Annotated in this window: 28 protein-coding genes, 1 pseudogene and 1 riboswitch; of the genes and pseudogenes, 25 read left to right on the top strand and 4 right to left on the bottom strand. The window is 31.5% G+C overall.

Annotated features, from left to right (window positions below):
* Nucleotides 1-265: 265 nt before the first annotated feature.
* The 8 genes from Q2T46_RS07495 to Q2T46_RS07460 all read left to right on the top strand — a co-directional run bounded on the left by Q2T46_RS07495 (nucleotide 266) and on the right by Q2T46_RS07460 (nucleotide 7,762).
* On the top strand, nucleotides 266-889 hold the full coding sequence (locus tag Q2T46_RS07495; RefSeq protein WP_399388568.1) for a hydrolase: 624 nt from the start codon (nucleotides 266-268) through the stop codon (nucleotides 887-889).
* A gap of 92 nt (nucleotides 890-981) precedes the next feature.
* Nucleotides 982-2,832, top strand: a complete 1,851-nt coding sequence (locus Q2T46_RS07490) for an APC family permease (protein ID WP_311062386.1) — start codon at nucleotides 982-984, stop codon at nucleotides 2,830-2,832.
* A 201-nt stretch (nucleotides 2,833-3,033) separates the two neighbouring features.
* Entirely contained in the window at nucleotides 3,034-4,173 is a 1,140-nt protein-coding gene (locus Q2T46_RS07485; protein WP_303263540.1) for an aldo/keto reductase, read from the top strand.
* 123 nt (nucleotides 4,174-4,296) lie between these two features.
* The gene (locus tag Q2T46_RS07480; RefSeq protein ID WP_303263541.1) at nucleotides 4,297-4,551 is read left to right on the top strand and encodes a hypothetical protein; all 255 of its coding nucleotides are present in this window, start codon (nucleotides 4,297-4,299) and stop codon (nucleotides 4,549-4,551) included.
* 31 nt (nucleotides 4,552-4,582) lie between these two features.
* The gene (locus Q2T46_RS07475; RefSeq protein WP_303263542.1) at nucleotides 4,583-5,050 is read left to right on the top strand and encodes a methylated-DNA--[protein]-cysteine S-methyltransferase; all 468 of its coding nucleotides are present in this window, start codon (nucleotides 4,583-4,585) and stop codon (nucleotides 5,048-5,050) included.
* 35 nt (nucleotides 5,051-5,085) lie between these two features.
* Nucleotides 5,086-5,184, top strand: a riboswitch (TPP riboswitch).
* 61 nt (nucleotides 5,185-5,245) lie between these two features.
* A complete protein-coding gene (thiT, locus tag Q2T46_RS07470; protein ID WP_303263543.1) occupies nucleotides 5,246-5,884 on the top strand; it encodes an energy-coupled thiamine transporter ThiT in 639 nt (212 codons plus the stop codon).
* Between the two features lie 205 nt (nucleotides 5,885-6,089).
* The gene (locus Q2T46_RS07465) at nucleotides 6,090-7,205 is read left to right on the top strand and encodes an MGDG synthase family glycosyltransferase (protein ID WP_303263544.1); all 1,116 of its coding nucleotides are present in this window, start codon (nucleotides 6,090-6,092) and stop codon (nucleotides 7,203-7,205) included.
* Nucleotides 7,206-7,219: 14 nt separating this feature from the next.
* Nucleotides 7,220-7,762 carry a phosphatase PAP2 family protein gene (locus Q2T46_RS07460; RefSeq protein ID WP_303263545.1) on the top strand — a complete coding sequence of 181 codons (543 nt, stop codon included), beginning with the start codon at nucleotides 7,220-7,222 and terminating at the stop codon, nucleotides 7,760-7,762.
* Here Q2T46_RS07460 and Q2T46_RS07455 read toward each other — a convergent pair.
* Nucleotides 7,759-8,160 carry a CBO0543 family protein gene (locus Q2T46_RS07455; RefSeq protein ID WP_311062385.1) on the bottom strand — a complete coding sequence of 134 codons (402 nt, stop codon included), beginning with the start codon at nucleotides 8,158-8,160 and terminating at the stop codon, nucleotides 7,759-7,761. The genes Q2T46_RS07460 and Q2T46_RS07455 overlap by 4 nt on opposite strands.
* Nucleotides 8,161-8,319: 159 nt before the next feature.
* On the opposite strand from Q2T46_RS07455, the gene Q2T46_RS07450 reads away from it, so the two are divergent.
* The 3 genes from Q2T46_RS07450 (at nucleotide 8,320) to Q2T46_RS07440 (ending at nucleotide 10,842) form a co-directional block, all read left to right on the top strand.
* Nucleotides 8,320-8,817 (top strand): ferritin family protein, encoded by a 498-nt coding sequence (locus Q2T46_RS07450; protein ID WP_303263547.1) that lies wholly within the window; start codon nucleotides 8,320-8,322, stop codon nucleotides 8,815-8,817.
* A 514-nt stretch (nucleotides 8,818-9,331) separates the two neighbouring features.
* The gene (locus tag Q2T46_RS07445) at nucleotides 9,332-10,141 is read left to right on the top strand and encodes an AsnC family protein (RefSeq protein ID WP_303263549.1); all 810 of its coding nucleotides are present in this window, start codon (nucleotides 9,332-9,334) and stop codon (nucleotides 10,139-10,141) included.
* A gap of 212 nt (nucleotides 10,142-10,353) precedes the next feature.
* Complete coding sequence (locus Q2T46_RS07440; protein ID WP_303263550.1) at nucleotides 10,354-10,842, top strand: peptidoglycan-binding protein; 489 nt, start codon at nucleotides 10,354-10,356, stop codon at nucleotides 10,840-10,842.
* 484 nt (nucleotides 10,843-11,326) lie between these two features.
* On the opposite strand, the gene Q2T46_RS07435 is transcribed toward Q2T46_RS07440, so the two are convergent.
* Nucleotides 11,327-12,301 (bottom strand): phosphodiester glycosidase family protein, encoded by a 975-nt coding sequence (locus tag Q2T46_RS07435; protein WP_303263551.1) that lies wholly within the window; start codon nucleotides 12,299-12,301, stop codon nucleotides 11,327-11,329.
* A 345-nt stretch (nucleotides 12,302-12,646) separates the two neighbouring features.
* On the opposite strand from Q2T46_RS07435, the gene Q2T46_RS07430 reads away from it, so the two are divergent.
* The 14 genes from Q2T46_RS07430 (at nucleotide 12,647) to Q2T46_RS07365 (ending at nucleotide 25,402) form a co-directional block, all read left to right on the top strand.
* Nucleotides 12,647-15,853: a DEAD/DEAH box helicase gene (locus Q2T46_RS07430; RefSeq protein ID WP_311062384.1), complete on the top strand. Its 3,207-nt coding sequence runs from the start codon at nucleotides 12,647-12,649 to the stop codon at nucleotides 15,851-15,853.
* 245 nt (nucleotides 15,854-16,098) lie between these two features.
* A complete protein-coding gene (locus tag Q2T46_RS07425) occupies nucleotides 16,099-17,205 on the top strand; it encodes a hypothetical protein (protein ID WP_303263553.1) in 1,107 nt (368 codons plus the stop codon).
* Between the two features lie 22 nt (nucleotides 17,206-17,227).
* The gene (locus tag Q2T46_RS07420; protein WP_303263554.1) at nucleotides 17,228-18,307 is read left to right on the top strand and encodes a hypothetical protein; all 1,080 of its coding nucleotides are present in this window, start codon (nucleotides 17,228-17,230) and stop codon (nucleotides 18,305-18,307) included.
* A 43-nt stretch (nucleotides 18,308-18,350) separates the two neighbouring features.
* Nucleotides 18,351-18,599: a hypothetical protein gene (locus Q2T46_RS07415; protein ID WP_303263555.1), complete on the top strand. Its 249-nt coding sequence runs from the start codon at nucleotides 18,351-18,353 to the stop codon at nucleotides 18,597-18,599.
* Nucleotides 18,545-18,772, top strand: a complete 228-nt coding sequence (locus tag Q2T46_RS07410) for an S-layer homology domain-containing protein (protein ID WP_311062420.1) — start codon at nucleotides 18,545-18,547, stop codon at nucleotides 18,770-18,772. The genes Q2T46_RS07415 and Q2T46_RS07410 overlap by 55 nt, the downstream gene beginning before the upstream one ends.
* Before the next feature lie 3 nt (nucleotides 18,773-18,775).
* A complete protein-coding gene (locus Q2T46_RS07405) occupies nucleotides 18,776-18,964 on the top strand; it encodes a C39 family peptidase (protein WP_311062419.1) in 189 nt (62 codons plus the stop codon).
* A gap of 25 nt (nucleotides 18,965-18,989) precedes the next feature.
* Nucleotides 18,990-19,853, top strand: coding sequence for a hypothetical protein (locus tag Q2T46_RS07400; protein WP_303263556.1), 864 nt, complete (start codon nucleotides 18,990-18,992; stop codon nucleotides 19,851-19,853).
* Nucleotides 19,854-20,096: 243 nt separating this feature from the next.
* The gene (locus tag Q2T46_RS07395) at nucleotides 20,097-20,498 is read left to right on the top strand and encodes a sigma factor-like helix-turn-helix DNA-binding protein (RefSeq protein ID WP_303263557.1); all 402 of its coding nucleotides are present in this window, start codon (nucleotides 20,097-20,099) and stop codon (nucleotides 20,496-20,498) included.
* Between the two features lie 4 nt (nucleotides 20,499-20,502).
* The gene (locus Q2T46_RS07390) at nucleotides 20,503-20,703 is read left to right on the top strand and encodes a helix-turn-helix domain-containing protein (protein WP_045409536.1); all 201 of its coding nucleotides are present in this window, start codon (nucleotides 20,503-20,505) and stop codon (nucleotides 20,701-20,703) included.
* Nucleotides 20,704-20,858: 155 nt separating this feature from the next.
* Nucleotides 20,859-21,596, top strand: a complete 738-nt coding sequence (locus Q2T46_RS07385; RefSeq protein WP_245301379.1) for a C39 family peptidase — start codon at nucleotides 20,859-20,861, stop codon at nucleotides 21,594-21,596.
* 80 nt (nucleotides 21,597-21,676) lie between these two features.
* Nucleotides 21,677-22,756, top strand: a complete 1,080-nt coding sequence (locus tag Q2T46_RS07380; RefSeq protein WP_303263558.1) for a hypothetical protein — start codon at nucleotides 21,677-21,679, stop codon at nucleotides 22,754-22,756.
* Nucleotides 22,757-22,966: 210 nt separating this feature from the next.
* Nucleotides 22,967-23,647: a DUF4829 domain-containing protein gene (locus Q2T46_RS07375; RefSeq protein WP_303263559.1), complete on the top strand. Its 681-nt coding sequence runs from the start codon at nucleotides 22,967-22,969 to the stop codon at nucleotides 23,645-23,647.
* Between the two features lie 257 nt (nucleotides 23,648-23,904).
* Nucleotides 23,905-25,053, top strand: a complete 1,149-nt coding sequence (locus Q2T46_RS07370; RefSeq protein WP_303263560.1) for a C39 family peptidase — start codon at nucleotides 23,905-23,907, stop codon at nucleotides 25,051-25,053.
* A gap of 13 nt (nucleotides 25,054-25,066) precedes the next feature.
* A complete protein-coding gene (locus Q2T46_RS07365) occupies nucleotides 25,067-25,402 on the top strand; it encodes a hypothetical protein (protein ID WP_303263561.1) in 336 nt (111 codons plus the stop codon).
* Nucleotides 25,403-25,613: 211 nt separating this feature from the next.
* Here the strand turns inward: Q2T46_RS07365 and Q2T46_RS07360 are convergent.
* Nucleotides 25,614-25,816: pseudogene (locus Q2T46_RS07360) on the bottom strand (ISLre2 family transposase); the annotation flags it as partial.
* A 130-nt stretch (nucleotides 25,817-25,946) separates the two neighbouring features.
* Complete coding sequence (locus tag Q2T46_RS07355; RefSeq protein ID WP_303263562.1) at nucleotides 25,947-26,447, bottom strand: LiaF transmembrane domain-containing protein; 501 nt, start codon at nucleotides 26,445-26,447, stop codon at nucleotides 25,947-25,949.
* Nucleotides 26,448-26,540: the final 93 nt, after the last annotated feature.

Raw genomic sequence — 26,540 nt, 5'->3', positions numbered from 1 at the left:
AACGAAATTATGACTAAAGTCATGCAAAATGATGACTTTATGTACTCATAAATATAACAATATTTACAAAAAGAATTCTCTATACACTACAAAAAATTCCAAATATAGTGATATAATTATAAATAACTTATTAAAAAAATTAGTTTAATTAGCTTTAATGTTGTGGTATACTACATAATGCATTTAAAAAGCTAATTTATATTTGGAGGGTGATATATTGGATAATTTATCAATACCTGAAATTGTATCTCCATTAAGGCAGAAAATGATCAGAGTTCCGGAGATTATACAAAATGTTTCAGGCATAAAGATTCATGGTAAAGTGATAAAATCACTGCTATTTACTACTGATATTGCTATAATAAGAAATACTAATGCAAATGCTATATTGGCTGTTTATCCTTTTACACCGCAGCCTGTGATTACGCATGCCATAATAATGGCATCGGATATTCCCGTCTTTAGTGGTGTCGGTGGAGGACTAACACAAGGCAAAAGAGTTGTGAATTTGGCACTCGATGCAGAATTTCAAGGTGCTATGGGAGTCGTAGTTAATGCACCTACTGCAAATGATATAATAAAAAGAATAAGAGCTACGATCGATATACCCATCGTTGTGACGATTGTATCAGAAACTGAAGATATAAAAGGACGCGTAGATGCTGGTGCAACGATATTAAATATTTCAGGTGCGAAGAAGACACCTCTAATTGTGAAAAAAGTTAGGGATATATGTCCTAATATTCCTATAATTGCAACTGGAGGACCGACAGATGATACTATTATGGAGACTATAGAGGCTGGTGCAAATGCCATATCATATACTCCTCCGACAAATGCGGAGATATTTTCTCAAGTTATGGATAAATATAGAGAAGAAAGACAATAGAAACCAGGAAAATATATAGATTATTTGATATTGATAAATAATAGATAATGATATATAATCTAATATTATTATTAATAAGCGGAGGCGTTACAATGTTTAATAGGCTAAAGAGGGCTTTAATAGGTAGACCACTGACAAATAAGGCTATTAAAAGTGAAAAATACGATGTAATATGGGGACTTCCTATACTGTCCAGCGATGCAATTTCATCCGTAGCCTATGCGGGTGAAGAAATATTATTAGTTTTATTACCAGCTATAGGTATACTGGCATACAAAAATTTATTGTATATTTCAGCTGCTATTATCAGTTTACTACTTATACTGGTATTCTCTTATTTACAGACTATTGAGAATTATCCAAATGGTGGCGGTGCTTATGTTGTTGCATCTGATAATTTAGGCAAGATTGCTGGGGTGGTGGCTGGTGCTGCACTTTCTGTTGATTATATTTTGACAGTAGCAGTCAGTGTATCATCAGGTGTTGATCAAATAACATCTGCATTTTTATTTTTAAAACCTTATTCAATACTTATTTGTATTTTAATCATATTAATATTAATGATAGGAAATTTGAGAGGTATACGTGAATCATCCAGAATTTTTGGTATTCCATCGTATGCTTTTGTTTTTGGAATAATTGCAATGCTAATAGGGGGTATTGTAAAGATAAAAGGAGGGTATGTGCCTCCTACAACACCTTTAAAAACTGTTGAGCCAGTAACACTATTCTTGCTTTTAAGGGCTTTTTCAAATGGATGTGCAGCAGTAACAGGTATAGAAGCTGTAAGCAATGCCGTTCCGAATTTTAAAGACCCGTTTGTAAAAAAGGCAAAAACTGTTCTTATTTTGTTAGCTTCGATAGTTTTGATTTCATTTGGTGGTATATCAGTTCTCATAAGCATGTATCACATTGTACCAGGTGATAGGGCTGTTATCATCCAATTGGCCGATTATATATTTGGTAGAGGTTTTATGTTTTATTATATTACTGCTACAACCTTTATTATATTGGTAATGGCATCGAATACTGCTTATTCAGGATTTCCTCTTTTGCTTGCAATAATGGCAAAAGAAGGACACATGCCGAGGCAGCTTAATAAAAGAGGTGATAGGCTTAGCTACTCAAATGGTATAATATTGCTTTCAGTTTTAGCAACGGTATTAATTGTGACTTTTAAAGCTAATGTAACATCTTTAATAGGTTTGTACGCCATTGGTGTTTTTATATCTTTTACCCTTTCACAAACTGGAATGGCGAAAAAGTGGATAACAACCAGAGGCAAAAACTGGCTTATAAAGGCTTTTATAAATGGTACAGGTGCTATTGTGACTGCTATAGTTGTTATAATAATAGGCATATCAAAGTTTAGAGAAGGTGCTTGGATCGTAATTGTAGTCATACCTGTTCTTGTATTTATGATGTTAAAGATAAATAAACATTATAGGGCAATTGCAAAACAGCTTCGAGTTAGTCCGGAAGATTTGCAAAGTATAAAAATATCTGAGAATCATTACCGCAATAGAGTAATTGTGCCTATTGAAAGTATAAATAAAGCTAGTATACGAGCACTCAGATATGCTAGGACGATTTCAGATTATGTAATAGCGTTTAATGTTTCAATTGATGAAGAAAGCGGCGAGAAAATTAAAAAAAGGTATGCACTATTAAATACTGATATACCGTTGATTGTTAAATATTCACCATTTAGAAGGATCGTAGAACCACTTCTTAAATTTATAGAATCAGAAGAGTACAACTACAAGAAAGGTGACATGATTACGGTAATTTTACCACAATTTATTGTTAGGAAAAGGTGGCACAATATACTTCATAATAAAACGAGAGTATATATAGAAAAAGAACTGCTAAAGCATAAGCATATAGTGGTAGCTACTATGCCATTACAACTTCACGATGACGATGATATTGAGGATAAATAGCAAGTAAAAAGAGCAATAGTTTTATTGCTCTTTTACTATTGTATCAATCATATGAAGGAACTTATTTATATCGTCTTTTTTGATGTAACAATGCATTAGCTTTGTATATTGAATATGTATTGAGGCTTAAATTTTGTTATTTAATCTATTGATGCTATAATCAAATAAGAAATTTAAATTTTTGTGATACGGAGGGGTTGTATGCAATACAGGGTTTTTGGTAAGACTGGAGTAGAAGTATCAGCACTTGGCTTTGGAGCTATGAGGCTTCCTATCGTAGGTGGCGACTATAGCAAAATAGATGAAGCTGAAGCGATAAAAATGATAAGATATGCCATTGATAACGGTGTGAATTACGTTGATACTGCATATCCATATCATGAAGGGCAAAGTGAAATTGTGGTAGGTAAGGCTCTAAAGGATGGTTACAGAGAAAAGACGTATTTGGCAACAAAACTTCCGTCATGGTTGATTAATGAGAAAGAGGATATGGACAAATATCTAAATGAGCAGTTAAAAAAGCTTGACGTTGATCATATTGACTTTTATCTTTTACATGCACTTGACAAAGAAAGATGGGATAAGTACAAAAGGCTTGATGTGTTTAGCTGGATGGAAAAAGTCAAAAAAGAAGGCAAAGTCAAATTCATAGGTTTTTCATTCCATGATGAATACAACGTTTTTAAAGGCATAATCGATGATTATGATAAATGGGATTTTTGCCAGATACAGTATAATTACATGGATGTAAACAACCAAGCAGGTACAAAAGGGCTTAAGTATGCTGCGTCGAAAGGGTTAGCCGTAATTGTAATGGAACCTATAAGAGGAGGTAAGCTTGCAGGAGATCCGCCAGAGGCTATCAAAGAACTGTGGAATAGTGCAAGCGTCAAAAGGACACCTGCAGAATGGGCTTTGCAGTGGGTATGGAATCATCCAGAAGTTTCTCTTGTTTTAAGCGGAATGAGTACGATGGAGCAAGTGAAACAAAATATAGAGAGTGCCTCAAGGTCAAAAGCCAATGGCTTAACTGAAGATGAGGTAAAACTCGTAGATAAAGTCAGAGAAACTTATAAGAAGCTTTCACCTGTTGGTTGCACTGCTTGTAACTACTGTATGCCATGTCCAAATGGTGTGAATATACCAAAGAATTTTGCAATTTACAATGAATCACACATGTACAACAACTACAATGAATCACTTAGAAATTATAATAATTTAAATGAGGGGAAAGCCAGTTCCTGTGTGGAGTGCGGAGAGTGCGAGACAAAATGTCCTCAGCATTTGACGATAATTGATTATTTGAAAGATGTTAGAAAATATTTTAAAGATGCGGTTTAAAAAAGAGGAAGATGAAATCTTCTTCTTTTTTTAAAATAAAAATATTTTTTAAAGCGCTTGTTTTGTGGTTTCACTTATGAAATAATTAGAAGTGAATATATATCATAGAAGGGAGTGTCAAGGATGGTTCAAAGCGGATTTATGCTATTTCTTCAGTATTTTGTGGCTTTGGCTACACCGGTTGTTTCAGTCGTTTTCTTAGTGTTTTACATAGTTTATACATTGAAAAAAATGAAAAAGATTGATTCAATAGAAAAAAGTCTTGCAAAAATAGCATCTTTGAGTGAATCAGAATCTGAATTAGTTGATGACTTTGATGATGAATTTGCTGATGACGATGTCGATGATGACGCTGATGCAGAAATAAAGATTAAATAACACATTATTTAAAAGCCCAGGATGTGATAAAGTGTTGTATGATTATCTAGATACACCCATTGGAAGGCTGACGATATATTCAAGTGAAAATGGCATAATGAGGATAGATTTTCCAAATGATAAGCATATGAAATGTGATAGAGGAACGAATGAGTTTATAGATAGCTGTAAGAAGCAGCTTAAATTGTATTTTGACGGACGATTGAGGGAATTCAAAATAAAGCTGGATATAAGAGGGACTGATTTTCAAAAATTAGTCTGGAAAGAACTTATGAAGATTCCGTACGGTTTTTATGCTACATACGGCGAAATTGCAAAAAGAATAGGTAAGCCAAATGCATCAAGGGCTGTAGGAAATGCTCTCAACAAGAATCCAATACCTATCGTTATACCTTGTCATAGGGTCATTGGCTCTGATATGACATTGAAGGGTTTTGGCGGTGGACTTAATATAAAAGCATTTTTGCTTAAGCACGAAGGTATTGTATTTAAAAAATAATTTTATTATAATATAATATAAATTAATAAACAGACTATGTCCGCTGGGGGTGCTTTTAGCTGAGATGGCAGATGCCAAACCCCTAGAACCTGATTAGGTTAATGCCTACGAAGGGAATGCGGCAAAAGACCGCATTTGCAGTGCGGTTTTTTTGTTTTAAGCGGCACATAGCCTCAAAAAAAGGAGGTTATTTTTATGTCCTATATCATCAGCGTTTTCTCTGATTTTTCCAAAATAAAACCTGCTACATTATCAATTATAATAGCAATTTTGTTTGCTGCATTTTTGTTTTACATCTTAAGAAATAGTGTCAAGTTTAATGTCAAAATGCTGGTATATGGTGGTTTAGCAATAGCAATATCGTTTGTTTTGTCGTATATAAGGTTTTACCACTGGCCACAAGGTGGCTCTATAACACCTGCTAGTATGCTTCCTTTGTTTGTCTTTGCATACTATTATGGAGCAGGGCCTGGTATTTTAGTAGGAATGGCTTATGGAATGCTTCAGCTTATACAAGATCCTTATGTGGTACACTGGATACAGCTTCTTTTAGATTATCCATTGGCATTTGGTGCCTTAGGACTTGCAGGGTTTTTCAAGAAAAACTTAAGTCTTGGGGTTTTAGTTGGTGGTTTTGGCAGGTTTTTTTCACATTTTCTATCAGGTGTCTTTTTCTTCGCTAGCTATGCACCAAAAGGCATGAATCCCGTAGTATATTCGCTTCTTGTAAATGGGATATTAGTAGGTGTGGAAGTCTTAATATGCTTTGTGGTATCTATTATTCCACAAGTGAGAAACGCAATTGATATTGTGAAAAAGAGAGCTTTAGCGTAGAAAATATGTATTTAAGACCCTCTTCTTGGCGGAAGAGGGTTTAATAATTTTTGTACAACAAATCAATTTTGATGGTATAATATTAGATAGCAAATGAAAATAAACTATATTGATAGAGTATTTTAACGTATTTTTAATCAAACTTTAATCCAAATTTAATATTTTGATGAGATAATCAATATAGTTGATTGCGAGGGTCTTTAAAATGGATAAAATGAAGATTTTAATACTTTATGAAGATATAGGTACTGGACATAAAAGAACTGCAATAGCATTAAAAAAATCATTTGAAAAAAGAAGTAATGTTGAGGTGTTTGTGGAAAATCCACTTGGAGAGAAGTTCCCAAGCCTTTCGTATTTGACGACTCGAATTTACCTAAAAACATTAAAATTAACACCTGAATTATGGGGATATCTTTACGAAATGGAAAGGGATAAAATAGAGAGACGTATAAATAAACTGGTAGGCATATCGGTTTATACTTTTATCAAAGATTATGTATTAAATTTAAAACCTGATGCAGTAATATGCACGCATCCATTTTCTTGTTCTATTTTATCTCATGTAAAAAGGGATCTTAATATACCTATATATGCCATACTGACTGATTATGATGTCCATGCATATTGGATACATCATCAGATAGACGGTTATTTTGTGGGTTCAAGTGAAATGAAGACTCAGATGAAAAGTATGGGTATATCTGACGATAAAATTTATGTTACAGGAATACCTATCGATGAGGAGTTTTACGTCAAGAAAGATAAATTTGATATGAGGCAAAAATTAGGGTTTTCTTTAGATAAACCGCTTGTGCTGATTATGGGTGGTGGGCTTGGACTTGGAAATATTAAAAAAGCTGTTAATGTCATACAAAACCATAAAGATCTACAGATTGCTGTAATATGTGGATTAAATAAAAACTTAAAAGCTAAAATTGAAGAAATTGCTGATGATAATGTCTTTATATATGGACATGTGGATAATGTACATGAATTTATGGAGGCGGCAGATGTACTCGTAACAAAAAGTGGTGGTTTAACTGTCACAGAAGCGATAACTAAAAAGTTGCCTATGATTATTTTTGACCCTATTCCAGGGCAAGAAGAGCGCAACCTTGAATATTTGCTTAAAAAGAGGATTGCCTTAAGAATCAAGGATATAGAAAAACTGGATAAAAAAGTAATAGACTTATTAGGAGATAGTAAAAAAATAAATGAAATGAAAGATCGAATGGGCGAGATTGGTATATATCATTCTGCAGATAAAGTATGTAACATTGTTATAAACAATATAAAAAAGGATGCTATAAGGGTGTAAGGAGGTTTCATTCAGTGTTGGGAGTTAAGAAATTGATTATTGCGGAAGATAGGAATGTATTTTATATTCTAAATGAAAGAATAAAATGCAAGACACTTGATAGAATAATGCCTAAAATAACGCATATTGGAGGGCCGTATTTTACGGTACTATCATGCCTTTTGCTTATTTTGTTTGGGAAAAATAGTGTGAAGATTTCTGCGCTTCAAGCATTGACGACATTGACAGGAAGCCATATGTTTGTCCAGATTTTAAAAAGGTTGTGCACAAGGCCTAGACCGTACATGGTTTTGCCAGAAGCAAATACATTTAAATGTTTACTTAGAGATTATTCTTTTCCATCTGGTCATGCAACAGCTATTTTTTCTTTAGCAGTTTCATTCTCATTTTCCTTTCCTGGATTAACCATTGTTTTTATAAGTTTAGCTATTATGGTAAGTATATCCAGGATATACATGGGCTTACACTATCCTTCAGATGTCATAATAGGTTCTACAATGGGTGTATTTTTTTCATATATTACCCATATATATGGATTAATGTTGCCGATTCTTTAGGACAAATATTTATTCTGCACAGTTAAAGCCGTCAATGTAAAAACGTATGTGATAATCGAAAAAAAATAATTCCATCTATTGTAGACCAAAAGCCCTTTTATATGGAATATTGCTTCAATAGCGGTTAGCAATAAAATCCAAACGATCAGATATAAAATATAACTTTTTTTATTCTTTGGAAGATATTGTATAAAGATCATTCCGAAAGGCGGACCTATTAGTGTTTCCATTAGAAATGACAAAACTCCATTTGGAATAGGTGCATCAATGTAATAATAGTATTTCAAAGTAAAGTCAAATATCACATCCAAAGAGAAGCCTATCGCAGATGAAAGCAGATATGCAGGTATTAGCATTTTTAATTTTTTTCTGTCTATTAAAAAAAGAGCAATAATCACTGTAAAAATTGAAAAAACAATATACCACATAACATCACCTTAATTTGTTTTGCCTTTAATCAGAAATTTTATTCATCTATATATAAATTTGATTGACTAGAAAATTTTGTAATGATAAAATTATTTGTAGGAAATAATAATTTTCCAAGAGGTGTTGTTATGGTAAATGATATAGAGAAGAAATACTTAAATGATCTTGAAGTTGTACAGCTTGCCATTGATATCGAAGATAGAGGCCATGAATTTTACACTTTGGCTTCAGAAAAGTTTTCTAATAATAAAGAAATAAAGGAATTTTTCATAGAGATGGAAAAAGAAGAGCTGGTGCATAAAACGCGTTTTGAAGAATTGTATAGAAAACTTTTGTATGAGAAGAAAGGAGACGACAGTTCATACTTCGATATAGAAGCATCTATATATTTGACGCTGCTTTACAATACATCTGTATTTCCATCAAAAGATTCAGTAAATGAAGTGCTGAAAAAAATAAACGCGTATGAAGATGCCATTGAATTAGCAATAAGGGCAGAGAAAGATTCCATAATATTTTACGATGAGATAGTGAAGGAAGCTAAGTTTGACTCTACTAAAAAAGTTGCAATAACATTATTGAATGAGGAGATAAAGCACTTCATAGATTTAAGCAATACTTCATAGATTTAAGCAATATGATAAAAGCGATATAGTATTAAGAAAATTAATCTAAAGTTTTACAGAGTCAAGATTGAAATTTTAAGATCACTCAGCGCATTTTATAAAAAATTTAGATTTATTATGGGATTTATTAGCATACAGTTGAAAAGTTTTATTGAGAAATATATAATTGATGTAAATAAAAGTATATGAGGTGTTGTTATGCTAACTGTTATTGTAGGATGTATTTTGATTTTAAGTTTTATAATAATCTTTGTAAAATTGACACATGTTGTGGGTTCGGGGATATTTAACTATATACGCAAAATACTCAGATGATATTTCTTATTCAATTCTATCAATAAAAATGCACCCTTGAATATTAGACCTTTTGTCTAAATCTTGGGTGCATTTCATTTTTGTTTTTCAAAGTTTTATAAAATTTTAAAATTAAAAGGAATTTTTATATGTTTGTAGAAAATATATTAAGAAATGTTATTAGATAAATAATAAAATTTTAATGAAGGTGTTGGTATTTATGAGTAATATATTGACCATTAAAAAAGAAATTGCTGAATCACATGGGGAATCATTACTTATAAATGTTAATCCAAATAAGAAAATTTTTAATAAAGTAATTAGTACTGAAAAGCTAATAAATATGAAAAAAGAAAACAGTTTTTTATTGTCATTGCTTAATAGTCTTATAGATAAAAGTCTAAGGTATAAATGTCTTCTCTTGGAAGGATACTTTTTTATTCTGTGTGATAAAAATGGCTATATAATCAAACTTATCTGCGATGATAAACTTAATAATTATTTCAACACATTGCATTTTGCAGAAGGTAGTAGCTTAAAGCTTGAGGATTGTGGCACAAATGCAATTAGTATGGCTATGAAATATAAAAATCAGATTGAATTATGCGGTAAAGATCATTATTGTAAATTATTCAAAGATTGGTATTGTACTGCTATACCAATAATTGATTATTATTGTGGAGAAGTAGTCGCATATCTTGATGTATCGCGGATTAATGTTCCAAGTATTAAAGATCAAAGTGCTATTCTTAAAAATATAGCTATCTATATTGAAGAATATTTAGCATATAAAAGCAAAAATCTATCAATAATAAGTTCTAAACTTGATGATATGGACAAGTCAATTTTATCATCTTTAGTACGTAATGGGGTAAGAAAATTAGTAACATCAGAAATAGGCATATCAGATCGAACGTTGAGAAAACATTTAAATAAACTTAGCAATTTATTTAACGTAGATAATGATTTAGAAATAGTTAGAGCTGCTATAAAAATCGGAATTATAGATATTGATGGAAATATATTGTAAAATTTTTCTAGATATTAAAATATTGATATGCCGAAAACCGGAACCATTTTAACAAAATTTAACAAAAAATATTCCGAATTTAGAAACTTCACAAATCTTAGATTAAGACCTATAGTAATGTCAAATAAATCAATTTGCTATAACATTTATCATGGTATATTTTAAAATTGACAAAAAACGGCCGTTTGGAGTCAGCAAAGGAGGATATTAATATGTTTAAAAAAGTATTATCGTCGGTTGTAGTGTGTCTCTTTGTAATACTTTTGACATCTCAAGCTTTTGCTTCTCAAATAACTTTCGAACAAATACCAGCCCTAAAAATGCTTAATTCTAAAACTGTTTTTACTACAAGCGGTACTTTTGAAGCAAGTTATATTGCTCCATATACAATAATTTCTACACCATTAGGTTATGCAGAATTTCTTGAAGAAGGTTGTACTGACAGTGCTGATCCAAATGGTCCTGGCGCAGTTTCGGCATTACAAAGCGACTTAAACGCAATTAGAGGAGCAAATATTAGCATATCTGTAGATGGAATATATGGTCCAGAAACTGTACAAGCTGTTAAGACATTTCAACAATATGTTAAAAATAAATATGGTTGTTCTACAATGTCTATAGATGGTATCGCTGGTACTCAAACATGGACAGCTATATATGCTATTCAAGATGGAATTAATCCCCATACCTATATTCCATAGTGATTAATCTTAAATCTGTTAGAATCATGACCATCTGTTTTACGGATGGTCATGATTTACTCTTTTCCAATTACATAATTCTCTAAAAGTCGCTTTTGTTTCCAATCATTTACTCTGTAGAACTTTTTTCTATCTTTTGGAGCAAATATTATATAATATTTATAATTCTATTTATTATGTGATAAACCAATAAATATCATTATTCACGCTAATAACCATTAGTAATTTTTAATTTGTTATTAACAGATCATAAGTTTATTTTATCACTAAAGGTTATTTTTGTGGAGCGCATTGCTAAAGTTTTGTTGAATCCATGGTTTGATCAGAGTTTTTTATACACAAAAAATGTTTAAACTATTTAATTGCCACTTGTTTAGCTAAGTAATAGTTAAGTTTAGCAATGCGTAAATCATCTCTTTTACATATTGTATTAGATGTTTATAACTTCTGTTTTTCGTAAAATTATTTTAACCATAATAATTACTTACTTGGCATAAAAAATTGTTGGGACCATTCTTTCACCAAGTGGATTTATTGGATTATTTATTACTTTTCCTTTGTAATAGAGTGTTGTTGAAGAACCACCATCAAGATTTGCGGCATTAACCGCCCCATAATCTAGCATTATATTCTGAACATCTTTTAAAGTTGCACCAGTTAAACCTCTAATAAACGTTCCATCAATTACTAAGAATATTACTGTACCATCTTTTTTTTGTCCTATAGCTGTTCTTGATGTTGAACCCCATCCACCATCGCCTTTTTTAATCATAGGTTCTCCATTAATAATAAGTGCAGGTCTAAAACTAACTCCTTCTTTTATTCCAGCATTTTTTATTTCATCTAAGGTGTATTTACCAACAAGTAATTTACCATCATCGGTAAATCCTATAAGATCTATTTTACCATCTGTACTATATGCATTATCATATAAAATTTTCCCATTATGAATAATAATGCCGCCTGGTATTCCACCACTGCCTGTCCATGCTCCATTTACATATCCGATAAAACCGCCTGCATTAATTGCAACTACAGCATTATTTTCTTTAGCAATCGTACTTACTGTTTCACCTTCTTTAGGCAATTTGCTTGATATACCAACTTGTATTCTTGTTGGATCATGTATTAATATTACTTTGCCTTTAAATCTATTGCTTGATATGTCGTATACTTCAATTGTGTTATCATGAGAATTTGCAAAATTTAATATATTTTTATTGCTACTTCCTGTAGCGATATTATTAGAATTTTTCATGATTTCATCTATTTTACTCTGAGGCAAGAATAATGTAACTATATATTTATGACTAAAAGTTGTCATTGCAGATGTAACTAAAGTATTTCTTATATTTGCGAATGGTCCATAAAATATCAATACAGGAATAACAATAATTGATAATATGAATTCAAAAACCAAATATACAATAATTCTTTTCGTCAAAATCATATTTCTCATAAATAACTCTCATTCCTTTCATTTATAAACGGCATTTATTTTTGCTTTAAGTTTTTCGGGTGTCTCATGTCCTACATGGTAGTTATCCATAGTATCCTCTGTAATATATTAGCATAAATAATATTCAGGTATCAACAGGAATTTAAAAAATTTTCAAAAAATATGTTGACTTTATAGGTAAACCTCATTATATTAAATAACATAGTATTGCATATTATTTGATAAAAGCATTGTCATGTATTGTAAAAAATCTTATTTTAGCTTAATATATATTTGTAATTATATAGTGTCGCTTTAAACATTTGTTTGATACAATTATTAATAACAAAAGTTATATTGATTGGGATGGTAGTTATGATTCAGTTAACTGATGCGGAAATTAAAAACAGGTGTGAAAATGATAGCGTCTATAGAAAAGGTCTTGAGTATTACTTGTCAGGTAGGATACACAATTTTACGTATAATAAAGCTGGTACTGTATTTCAAGCTTTTGTGATGGGTACATCTTTGTACAGAGTGATGATACAAAAGTATCATGGTGAACTGTACACAAGCTGTACATGCCCTGCAAAGGCAAGGTTTGATGGCGATTGCAAACATATTGCGGCAGTTTTAATGTATATAAAGAATAATCAAGCTGAGATAGAGGATAGTCTAAAAAATAAGGTTGCTTATGATTTATTCGAAGAATTTGAAAAAAGAGAATACATACCTGATGAATTAAAGCAGCCTGTCAACATAGAGGTTACATTAGAATCTTATCAAATGAATACATCTTTAAGCCTTAGAATGGGCATTGACAAATTGTACGTAGTTAAAAGCATAAAGAAGTTTTTTGACGATATTGATGAAGGAATGGTCGTTGAATTTGGCAAAGGATTTTCATTTGATCCAAGCGTAAATACTTTTAAAGAAGAAGATATGAAGCTTATAAGGTTTTTGAGGGAGATATACGAGATTGACAAAATCAATACTGAAAATTCTTATTACAGAGTTGATTCAGTTATTTCCGGAAAGTGTGTAAGGCTTACGCCATCGAATTTGGAAAAATTTATTGAAGTGATGAGAGGAAGTCGCTTTAATTTAGTTTTGGATGGTAAAACCTATTACGATGTAGATGTAGTTTTTGATGATCTTCCTATCAGCTTTAAACTTGAGAAAGGAAATAACGACAAAAACATTAGACTTACCGTTGAGGGAATTGAAAAAGTAAAGGCGTTAGACAGCAGAGGTAATTTTTTTGTGTATGATGGGAAAATATACAAGATCTCTGACAAGCAGCGTTTTGCTTTAGCGCCATTTTATAATGTGTATATCACTAACAATACAAATAGCGTTGTATTTACTGAGAAGGATAAGCAGAAGTTTGCAGAAGTAATACTTCCGAATATGGATAAAGCAGGGAACGTCGTGATCGACGACGACGTGAAATCGGAATTTTACAGTGAACCACTTGTTACGAAGATTTACCTTGATAAAGAAGGAGAAAGAATAACTGCTGATATAAATTTTACTTATGGCGAGTATAACATAAATCTATATGATGATACAAAGACGAAGATAAATCATGACTGCATTTTAGTTAGGGACGAAGCTGCAGAAAAACGCATATTGGATATCTTTGAAAAGTGTGAATTTAAGGTAAAAGATAAATCGGTTTACTTAGACGATGAAGACTCCATATTTAACTTTGTATCAAATTATTTGCCAGTGCTTCAAAAATACGCTGATGTGTACTATTCTGAATCATTTAAAAGGATGAAATTCTACAAAAGATCGTATAGCAGCAGCATTAGGATTCAAGACGATGATTTATTGGGATTTAGCTTTTCTATTGATGATATAGATAGAGATCTCATTCCAAAGATATTTGATTCGATAAAAATGAAGAAGAAATTTTTCAAGCTGCCTGATGGTTCTTTTCTGCCTATTGATGATGAATTGGTGAAAATAGCAAATTTCATCGATTCATTGGACTTAAGTAGCAAAGATTTAAAGAAAGAAATTGTAAAGATTCCAAAATACAAAGCCCTTTATATTGATGAAAAACTTGAAAGTGATCGATTAAAGATTGATAAGGATGAAAAATTAGATAGTTTAGTCAAAGCCATAAAAAATCCAATGGATACTGAATTTGAAGTGCCTAAGAAGTTAAATGGTGTCCTGAGAAAATATCAGGAAGTCGGGTTTAAATGGCTTAAAACATTGTCATCGTATGGTTTTGGTGGAATACTGGCAGATGACATGGGATTAGGAAAGACGATACAGACTATAGCATTTTTGCTGGATGAAAAAGAAAAGCATAAAGAACCTGCAATAGTCATTTGTCCGACAACTCTTATCTACAATTGGGAAAGTGAAATACAAAAGTTTGCGCCATCTCTAAAGACTTTAGTGGTATCTGGCAGCAAAAGTGAAAGAGGAAGTCTTATTAAAAGTGTAGAGGAATCTGACGTCGTCATAACTTCATATCCGTTGATTAGAAGGGATATAGAAAGCTATGAAAATATTGAATTTAGCTATTGCATTTTGGATGAAGCGCAGCATATAAAAAATCCAAAGTCCCAAAATGCAGAATCTGTCAAAAGGATAAAAGCTAAAGGATATTTTGCGCTGACTGGTACACCTATAGAAAATTCTTTGACGGAATTGTGGTCTATATTTGACTTCTTAATGCCCGGATACCTTTTGTCCCACAGAAAATTTGTGGAGAAGTATGAGAAGCCAATCGTGAGATATAAAAATGAGGAGGCGCTTAACGACTTAAGCAAGCATATAAGACCATTTATATTGAGAAGGTTAAAAAAGGATGTTTTAAAAGAACTGCCACAAAAGATAGAGACGACGTCATTTGCTGAGCTTACAAAGGAGCAAAAGGAGCTTTACATGGCGTATCTGGAGAATGCAAAGACTGAAATAGCAGAGGAGATACGAAGTAAAGGCTTTGAAAGGAGCCAGATAAAGATAATAACTGCTTTAACGAGGTTAAGGCAGATATGCTGCCATCCATCAATGTTTGTAGAAAATTACAAAGGCACCAGCGGCAAGATGGAGCTTTTGATGGAACTGATTCAAGAATTGAAAGAAAGCGGACACAGGGCTCTGATTTTTTCTCAATTTACGACAGCACTTAAGCTTATAGAAGATAATTTAAAAAGAGAAAAAATTTCATACTTGTATTTGGACGGACAGACTAAGACAGAAGATAGAGGAAAATTAGTCAAAGCCTTCAACAAAGGTGACTCGGATGTCTTTTTGATTTCATTAAAGGCTGGTGGAACAGGACTAAATTTGGTAGGCGCAGACACTGTCATACACTTTGATCCGTGGTGGAATCCAGCGATAGAGGATCAAGCAACAGACAGAGCTCACAGGATTGGACAGGTTAATACAGTACAAGTCATAAAGTTAATAACGCAGGGGACAATTGAAGAAAAAATAGTAAAGCTGCAAGAGAAGAAAAAAGAGATCATAAATTCTGTCATAAACCCAGGTGAGACCTTTATAACTAAGTTGAGTGAAGAAGAAGTAAAAGAGCTTTTTGCAATGTGAGTGAAATGATTTGCAATTGCCGATTAAGGCAGTTGCTTTTTTTATGTTACAAGATTGTAATAGAAAATTAAGGAATAATTAATAAAATTTATAATTTTTAATTTTATAATAAAGATGAGACATGGGAAGTTAAGAGCATAATATGCAAAAATAACAAAATTAATTTTATGATGTGGAATATTTTTAGAAAAATTTAGCTTTTATATAAGTAGAAGGGGAAATACGGAAAATGGGAGGTAGATAATGTGATTAAATCGTTTAAAGCTTCATTAGCTGTTGTATTTTTATTACTTATGTCTGTTGTATTCTCTGGCTGTTCTGACACAGTGAAAAATAATGCTGAAGTGCCATTTGTTATTTTAAATAATGATGATGGAAGCTTTAAGGCGGATATATATTACTGGAATTTAAAAACTAATAAAATAAAAGAAACGAATGAAAACTTATATAAAATTCCACAAAATATAATAACAAATAAAGAATTATATACGATATTCCCTATAGCTTGGGATGGACAGAATCATGCAGTTTTGCCTTCTTATTTAGAAGTATCAGATAAATTCAAAAACTTTGTTAAAAAAGCGGATTTTTATTTTCAACCAAAGACGATATGGGGACAAGACGTAAAGTTGGTAAAAAGCGATGAAGAGAATAAATATAAGTTAACATTGATATATGACGGTAAGACTGACGAGAAAGAAATAACAATTCCTCTTCATACTTTTAAAGGAGAGGATGGCAAAGATTATGAAGCAACAAAATGCGGAACAGTAACGTCGGTAGTTAAGACAAGGTATGGTGCAGCAATGCTCTATCCTTGTTTCACATTAGGTGGTGGAAAATTATTTATTTTAAAATATGACAACACATCAGAAAACATCAAATGGCAAGAAGTTGGGCCTATTAAAGGAAACGAGCTATCACCTAGTTTTCCGCCATTGGCTAATCACACAGCTACTATCGGAGATAATTTTATCATAAGAACTCAGACTAATCCTATAGAAGTGTATACCGAAAAAGTAGGGTATAAGATTATAAATAACATATCTGATCTTCGGAAGAAATACGCAACTGAAACATTAAATAGTGAATTTCCTGAATATATAGATATTTTAGGAAGCTATAATGATATTTTGCTTATAGGTATACCATTGCATAAAAATGAAGGGACAGAATTGTATATATTTGCTGTGAAGGATGATAAACTTATAGGGATTATGCACAGAACGATAAATGATATTGAAATGATTGATACGGCAGGAAATGTTGTATCAAAATATAATGTACCAAAAGCAAAAGCTTTGATCGGTGAAAATGATGTCTATTTTCCAAATGTGAATGGTATGGATTGATTGCCTTATCTAGGAGGCTAATATGAATAAAGTAAAAATATGTTTATTAATCATCATAATCTTAATAATTGGTGGCTGTAGTATTAAAAGTACAAAGACAGACTCAGATGATAAAAATGCAGTTATTGCTAAAACAAATGCTAATATACTTGATGAGCTAGAGGCTAAAAAAACCTCATCAATCGAAAATGCACATCCAATAGCTGTGCTTGATGATGGCAGAAAAGTGTTTTTGCAGGTCAATCCTGAAGTAGACAACAGCATTTTTGTCACTTCAATCGATGGCTCAATAGTGCTTAAAATTAATGCTGAAATTTCTAAAAATATTTATGATGCAAAAGTCATGGGAAATTGGATCGTGTATGTTGAATCCAGCAACGATATGACAAAAAGCGATTGGGCTTTGTATGCCAAGAATATAGATGACAATCGTCGCATAGAAATTGATAAGGGAAAAGTTGTAAATGCAAAAGTAAAAACGCCTACTTTGCTAGGAGCGCTGATATCTGCATCAAACGGCAAAATTGTCTGGACAGCTTTTGAAAAAGATGAGGAATCTGTTAATGCAATTGTCAAATTATACGATATTGAAAACAATACTTATAAAATCATTGATAGATTAAATGTTGAAGATGGAGAATTTGGACAGCCAGGGTTGGATGGGGATTGGATTGTATATGATATTGGAAAAATCGATATGAAAGCACTGGCGAGAAATGGGAAATTGGTCCTTGTAAATCTTAAGAATAACGAGAAAAGAATATTAGATGAAGGATTAAGAGTTAGCGGTGCATCAATTAAATATCCATATGTAGTATGGAATTCAGGCGATTCTATTCTAAAATTATACAATATAAAGACAAAAGAAGAAAAAACTATTGTAAATTGGGGTATGACAGGCGTTTGGAATAGCTCACTTAATGATAAGTTTATTTCATGGAATACAAACGGTGATGGTTTATACATTTACTCTATAAAAAAAGGAGAGACATTGAAGTTAAAAGATTCAGGTATTACAAGCGGTGGTAATATTTCAGGCAATATACTGTGGTGGTACGTCAAAGGAGAAAAGTGCAAATCAGAGTGGATTACTTTAGATTGAATGAAATTACTAAATGCTTTTTAAGCATATTGGAGTGAGATTTATGATAAAAATTACTAGTACATGTAAATATATACCTTATAAAATTATGTTTGCGCTTTTTATAATTGTAATGCTATTGTCACAGCTATCAAATATGGCATCAGCAAGTGAAAGTTTTGTTACTTTAGACATCAGCAAAGGAAGCATTGTTATAACTTCTACAGGTTATTCACAAAATAGCAGCAAAGAAATTCCATATACCGGGAAATACATTTTGACAGGATCTATAACAAAAAATCAGTTGATTTAAGTGAATTTGCAGATGCAAATATAATTTCCGACTGGGCTAAACCATCTCTACAGTGGGCCGTGTCTATTGGCATTATTAAAGGCAATAGATCAGGTAAATTAAATCCACTTGATTATATTACCAGAGCTGAAGTAGCAGCGATTTTAATGCGCTTTACCGAAAATTACATTTAGCATATACACACATATACGAGAATACAATGGACTACCGAAGGAGGACACGCTATGGTTATTAAAGGTTATGATACCAGCACAAACTATGTTATTTATAACGATCCTTGGGATGGATACGGACACGGCGCAACTTACTCATATGATGTAAGTAACAGTAGCTGGTATTGGACAGATTCTTTGTTTTGGGAATAATATGAATAGGAGGAGGTGAATTATTTTGAAAAAGGTTCTTATTTTTGTTGTGATTGTTATGTTGATATTAATATCAACTTTTCCAGCTTTTGCAGCTACTCCAATAAATACTCTGGTTCAACAACAATTAGATCTAGCTAAAGAAAAAGATCAGGTAGAGGGTGCAATTAGCGATAGCCAGTCAAATCCTAAAAAATTTTTAGTCGATAACAAACATGAGCTGGGACGCAAAGAGTTGATGGATGTAAGTAATCCTGACGATTTAATATACGGTAAAGCATATAAAGTGTATATTGCTAATAAAGAAGTTGTTCAAGATCTAATAGAAGGGAAAAATATTTCTAATGCTCTGTTAAATGCACCTTATGAGTGGGAAGTGCCTGTAAAATTTAATAATAAAAGTGTAGCGTCAATTACCGTATCTTTTTTGGACAATAGATGGAATGTTGGTGAAATTGGCGGCTATCTTTCGCCTGATTCCATTGATTTTGTAAGTAACCCTGATGGTATAACTTCATATCTTGATAACAATAATTTAAAAGAGGCAAAAACATTTATCCATTTCAGAGTACCTTCGTTGCATTCCGATTTTCTTTATATTGAAGCAAATAGTGGAGAATATTTTATCCCTATTATTCACGGCGAAGGTAAAAGTGAGCTTTATGGTCTTAAAGACAAAAAAATATATACAAAAGATGAGATAATTTCCGCTATTGGTCCTACTCTTAAAGCTGGTTTGAAAGATACGGGAATGACAACAGGCCGCCCGTCGGTTAATGGGAAATATTTTGGCAATCAAGTATACTATTTAATTGCGTTGATAATTTTTATTGCCTTTATAACAATTTTTTACTTTGTTAAATCAAAACGAAAATACAGTTATAAGTAAATAAGCGAATCTAAGGTGAAATATTAAATTCTATGTTAGACACCAATCAAAAATAGTTGGTGTCTTTTATTTTTTATTTTGCATATGCAATCAGGATGTAGGTGTTTATCTGGCAAGTTTGGGGAATTAGTAAAATTTTTATGCTAATTATGTTACAAGATTGTAATAGGAAATTAAGGAATAATTAATAAAATTTATAATTTTTAATTTTATAATAGAGGTGAGACATGGGAGGTTAAGAGTATGGGAGAGAGCGATGTAGAATTTGCATTCATTAAGTTTATTGAAAAGTCTATTAATTATGAAACAGTAAAAGCAATAAAAAAATACAATAGCATTAAAAAGAAAGAGCTCTTAACATTAGATTTAGCAGATTACAATGGCAATATTGAAAATGATGGGAAAATTATTGACAGTACGATATGCGATAATGTGTTAATTGAAGATGAAATAATAGATAGATTAATGATTTCAAAATGTAAGGAACTACTGGAAGTAGAAGAATTTAATGTTGTAACGCTAAATATAATACAGGATATACCACAAAAAGAGGTAGCTAAAATGTTAAATAAATCACAATCATCTATAAGCAAGATTAAGAAAAAAGCCCTTAAGAAAATAAAAAAGTTTCTGGAGGATTCTTGAAAGTATGTGTAAAGATAAAAGCCTTTTTGAAATTATTCTAAAGGCTAAAGAAGGGGATAAAGATGCTATGCAAGAGATAATATTGCGATTTCAGCCTCTTATAAAGAAAAACATGAGAAATATTGATATGGACATAAAAGATGATATAAGTCAGGATATTGTTGAGGTAATAATAAAAGCGATCAAGAAATTTGATATAAAATGAAGCATAATATGCAAAATGATAAGAATTATTTTTATGATGTGGAATATTTTTAGAAAAATTTAGCTTTTATATAAGTAGAAGGGGATACAGAAGATGGAGGTGAGGAAAGAGATTATGAAATATTCCCCTAAAATGTGAGGGAGGATTGGATTTAAATGAAAAGGTTAGTATCGCTCATTTTATGCTTATCTTTAGCTTTATCTGTGACAATCGCTTATGCAGATCTTTCTACTAATGAGCAATCAATAGGTGAAGTAACAGCTGAATCAAAAAAACTCTCTGATCAAAAAATAGCTGAAATGGCAAAGCGATTAGAAGTGTTAAACAAAAAAGTTTCGAATGGACAAGTAAATCCTATGAGTGATCCACAAATACCACCAAGCAAAATATTAAGTACTTCTGGATATATTGCACAGCCTGATAATAGTACATGTGGACCTACTTCTGCTCATAATCTGCTCTTAAGCTGGGGTAAAAATATATCTATAGATACATTAAAGAAAGATTTGGGATATAATGGTCAAACTCCTTTTGGAGATGCATGGAAAACGACGCTTAATAATTATACAAATTCAACTTATTATGTAGTTACTTGGAGCCCTAGTCAGACAACAATTTGGAATGCTTTCGTTGGGGACACAATTGATGGACACCCATTTATATTAGATACACATATGTCATCTGAAAATGGTTATCTTGAAGGTTATTCTGGATCAACATGGTGGCATTATGTAACAGGAATTGGATATAGTGGCTATAATTTAAATTCAGACAATAGTAAATATGGAGTATACTTTGATCCGTATGATGGACGTGTGGGTACTTTTGGCCAGCATTCTTTGGAACTGCCCAAATGGGTAAAATTAGTATCAGAAAGAGGAATAGTTTGGTGATTTCATGGTATTCCTTAAGTGTTTACTTAAGGAATACCATAATCTATATAGATAAAAGTTACTTTGTCTAGGAGGCTATTATGAATAAAGTGAAACTATGTTTATTAATTATCGTAATCTTAATAATTGGTGGCTGTAGTATTAATAGTACAAGTACAGACTTAAGCAATGAGAATATAATTATTGATAAAACAAATGGTAATATACTTGATGAGTTAGAAGCTAAAAAAACCTCATCGATTGAAAATGCACATCCAATAGCTGTGCTTGATGATGGCAGAAAAGTGTTTTTGCAGGTTAATCCTGAAGTAGACAACAGTATTTTTGTCACTTCAATCGATGGCTCAATAGTGCTTAAAATTAATGCTGAAATTTCTAAAAATATTTATGATGCAAAAGTCATGGGAAATTGGATCGTGTATGTTGAATCCAGCAACGATATGACAAAAAGCGATTGGGCTTTGTATGCCAAGAATATAGATGACAATCGTCGCATAGAAATTGATAAGGGAAAAGTTGTAAATGCAAAAGTAAAAACGCCTACTTTGCTAGGAGCGCTGATATCTGCATCAAACGGCAAAATTGTCTGGACAGCTTTTGAAAAAGATGAGGAATCTGTTAATGCAATTGTCAAATTATACGATATTGAAAACAATACTTATAAAATCATTGATAGATTAAATGTTGAAGATGGAGAATTTGGACAGCCAGGGTTGGATGGGGATTGGATTGTATATGATATTGGAAAAATCGATATGAAAGCACTGGCGAGAAATGGGAAATTGGTCCTTGTAAATCTTAAGAATAACGAGAAAAGAATATTAGATGAAGGATTAAGAGTTAGCGGTGCATCAATTAAATATCCATATGTAGTATGGAATTCAGGCGATTCTATTCTAAAATTATACAATATAAAGACAAAAGAAGAAAAAACTATTGTAAATTGGGGTATGACAGGCGTTTGGAATAGCTCACTTAATGATAAGTTTATTTCATGGAATACAAACGGTGATGGTTTATACATTTACTCTATAAAAAAAGGAGAGACATTGAAGTTAAAAGATTCAGGTATTACAAGCGGTGGTAATATTTCAGGCAATATACTGTGGTGGTACGTCAAAGGAGAAAAGTGCAAATCAGAGTGGATTACTTTAGATTGAATGAAATTACTGAATGCTTTTTAATCATATTGGAGGTGAGGTATGGGAGGTTAAGAGCATAATATGCAAAGATGATAAAAATAATTTTTATGATGTGGAATATTTTTAGAAAAATTTAGCTTTTATATAAGTAGAAGGGGAAATACAGAAGATGGAGGTGAAAAAAGATTATGAAATATTCCCCAAAAATATTAAGGAGGGAGATCTTTTATGAAACATCTAATAAGATTAACAGCAGTACTGCTTATAACAACATTTTTAATAGGTATAGTGATTACAGGGTTTACTTCAATACCGAAAGCAAGCGCAAAAGAATCGGTTAGTTTGAGCAATACAACAAATTTTGATGACCCTATTGCAGTAATTAAAGGGATGATTCAAGCAATTAACGATCAAGATCCTTATGAGTATATGAACTATTTTACCAATTCTAATCGCACAGTCATGACACAATTTCTTTCAAGTAATAAATCAGAATCATTCTTTAAAGAGAAAGAGGCTAAGTTGATTCAAATTAAAGAGCTTCCAAAGGAAGTAGGTGTAGTAGCTGCAGGTATTTCATCTGGAGAAAACTTAAATTTGGATGATACACGTGTTTTTTATGCCGAAATTAACTTTAAAGTGGATAAAGAAGATAAATGGCTATATAATGGTACAAACCATCGTGTTATTGTCGTTACAAAAGAAGATGGAAGCTGGAAAATAGTAAGGCTATCAGTCCCATCTATAGAATACTTAAAAGATACCGGCAATGGATTTAATTCAGATGACGAAAATATTGCTGCTAAAATCGAAAGTGCTCTTGATAAAAAAGGACAAATAATGAATATGAAAGGTGCGGTTATTGATAATATTGCTGCAAGTGAAAAACAGCTAAAAAATGAAAAATAGTTTTAATAAAAACAGCAGTTCAAGCTTAAGCTACAGCTGTAAAAATGTATGGCTGGTACCATGTGAATCATCCAAAATGGAACTTTCGTATAATTAGGGGATTATTTGAATGGTATCTGTTGTAAAAATATCAGAAGTAATAGTCGCTTACAGTTAACATTCCTAAATTATTATGACATTTCTAAAATAAATTACATGATATTTTATTTAAATTGGAGGAAAAGGAAAATAATTAATTCAAATAAGGAGAGATCTGAATGAAAAGAATTTTAGTTACTATTATAATGTGCACTATTTTGGTTTTTTCATCAACTATTGGCTTTGCAAATGTTGGTGATAATAAACTGAATAGTGTTTCTGCAATTGTGAATAAAAATGATGCGAAAAAGATTGCAGCAAATCATGTTATTAGAGAAAAGCATAATGCTGAATTTAAAGACTGGATTAATGGTGAAGTAGACGATGGAACAGAATTAGTCGATTTTAATAATAATGTTATTGCTTATCTTTTTAATGTATATGACAAGACTGCATTATTAGGCTATATTATAGTAAGCGCTAATAAAAATATGCCGCCTATTTTAGAATATTCCCGAGCTAGTTCACCATATAGTATTGGCTTATCCAAGATAAAACAAAATCTTCAAAGAAATGAAACACTCAAAAAAACGACTTATGTATATTTTTTCCCTAATACATATATGATAAAATTTATTATAAATAGAAACAATTATGATCAAGAGGAAGAATTATTTGATATTAGAAATTATAAAAAAATTATTTATAAAGACATAAATCAAAGTACAATAAACTCCTCAGATATTAACTTAGATGTTAATAATGTGAAAACATGGAACAAATTATTTGATTTTAATCCAATGAATAGTGGAACAATAACTACGAAGAAAATAAGTGGTGTTCCAGATTTGACTTGGTATAAAGGCTGTGCTCCTACATCAGCAGCTAACTTGATTTATTATTGGGATGCTCATGGATATCCTAACCTTGTTATTAATGAAACTACTAATCAAGTAATAGAAAAATTGGCAATGAATATGGGAACAGATAGTAATGGTTCTACTAATGTTTTATTTATTATGTCTGGTACTATTCAATATATAAAATCAAAAGGATATACAAATTTTGATGGTTATGATTTAAATCCTCCTAGCTATTATGATGTAAGGAATGAAATAAATAATTCAAGACCCCTATTATTATCGGTAATAGGACATCCAACTTATGAAAATCATACAATGGCATGTGTTGGATATGAATACGTAACAGAACTTGGAGAAATAACAGAAGAATATGTAATAGTACATGATACATGGAGTGAAACTCCTACAGATGTGTATATTGCATTTGATGGGACTTTCAAATATGCACATATATTTATTCCATAAAAAGGTGATATTTATGATATCAAAAAAATGGATAATAACCATGTTACTTATATTGGCTCTCACAGGATGTTCAAATCTAGAAAAACAAGGAGATGTGGTAGGTGGAATATCAGATAAAGAGGCTTTGAAAGTAGCTAAAGAAAAAGCGGAAATTACTAAAGTAAAATCAGAAGAGCTTAAAAATTTAGAAGTTGATCTGGACAAATTTTTCGATGATCCAAAACTTATGGAAAAATCTCCTTGCCCCGTTTACTGGATAATAAAAGGTGTTGATAAAAAAGGGAAATCCTTAACTGTATATGTAAATTATAAAAAACCCGACATTTATTATATTAAAAATAAAAAATAGACTAGATAGACAAGGGATGGAGCGGAACTCTGTCTAGTTGATGTATTTGTCATGGCGTTTACCATGACTTTTTATTTCATAACTTTCGTTTCATAATCCTTGAAATTCATTTCATTTTGTTTATAAGATATGCTATTTCTCTGTTTCTTTATGTTATATCTCGAAATGTTATTGTTACTATCTTTTGACAATCTTTTTGAATTATCACTTAATATTTCTTTTGATATTTGTCTTCATATATGCTTCGATCAAGTTTATGAAGTACTTCTGTGCAGATTTCTCTCCCAAAAGAATTAAAAAGTTTTTTAGTTCCGATTCTTCAAATTCTGGATTGGTAAATTTACCATTCAATAATTCGATTATTTTTTCTACGACAAGCAGTAATTCTTGCATTATATGTTGAATTATTTTCATATAACCTTAATTGATTTTTGATGCTACAAACTCGAACGTTATATATTTTTACAGCTATAAAAATATATACAAAGTTGTCTTATCTTGATCCGGATTAAGAAGGTTGAATTTATTTCAGTCTTTTTTACTACTACTTTCTCCGGCTCCTTATGACTAAAGCAAGTCCCAATAAGATTATCATGATTGAGATTATCAAGTTTGGATTTAGCCAAACGATGGAAAATTGGTTGTACAAAATGGACACATAACTTAATATTACAGCGGCAGTTATGACCATGACTAAGCCCATTAGCACAAAATCTCTGTTTACAATGTAAAGCTGAAGAAGACCTATTGCAACAGATAGAATGTATAGAGGCCATGTGTATTCAGAGTAAATCCAGTTTGTAAAGATGTCAAAGTAAAAAATGATGCCCATTGATGTAAGTATTCCGCCTGGAACTAAGATTTCAGGATTTTTTCTTTGCTTTAAGTAGCTTACTTCCATCATTATTCCTGGTATCAATATAAAAAGAGGCCATAGAGTAGACATATCTAATGTTATTCCGTATCTTGATAAAAAGCCAAGGTTGTCGTTAAGGTATATAAGTCCAAGCAATATAAGTACGATTCCGATTATTTTCTTTCCCATGATTAAACCTCCTAAAAAGTTTTAGCCTTTATATTTATATTTTACTATAAATGGATGAAAATTTAACTATTTTTTTTGCGAAAAATACTTGAA

It is taken from the genome of Thermoanaerobacterium sp. CMT5567-10, assembly GCF_030534315.2.
Classification (GTDB): Bacteria; Bacillota; Thermoanaerobacteria; order Thermoanaerobacterales; family Thermoanaerobacteraceae; genus Thermoanaerobacterium.
Note: the sequence above shows the minus strand (reverse complement) of the source record. Positions and strands in the feature narration are given on the sequence as shown.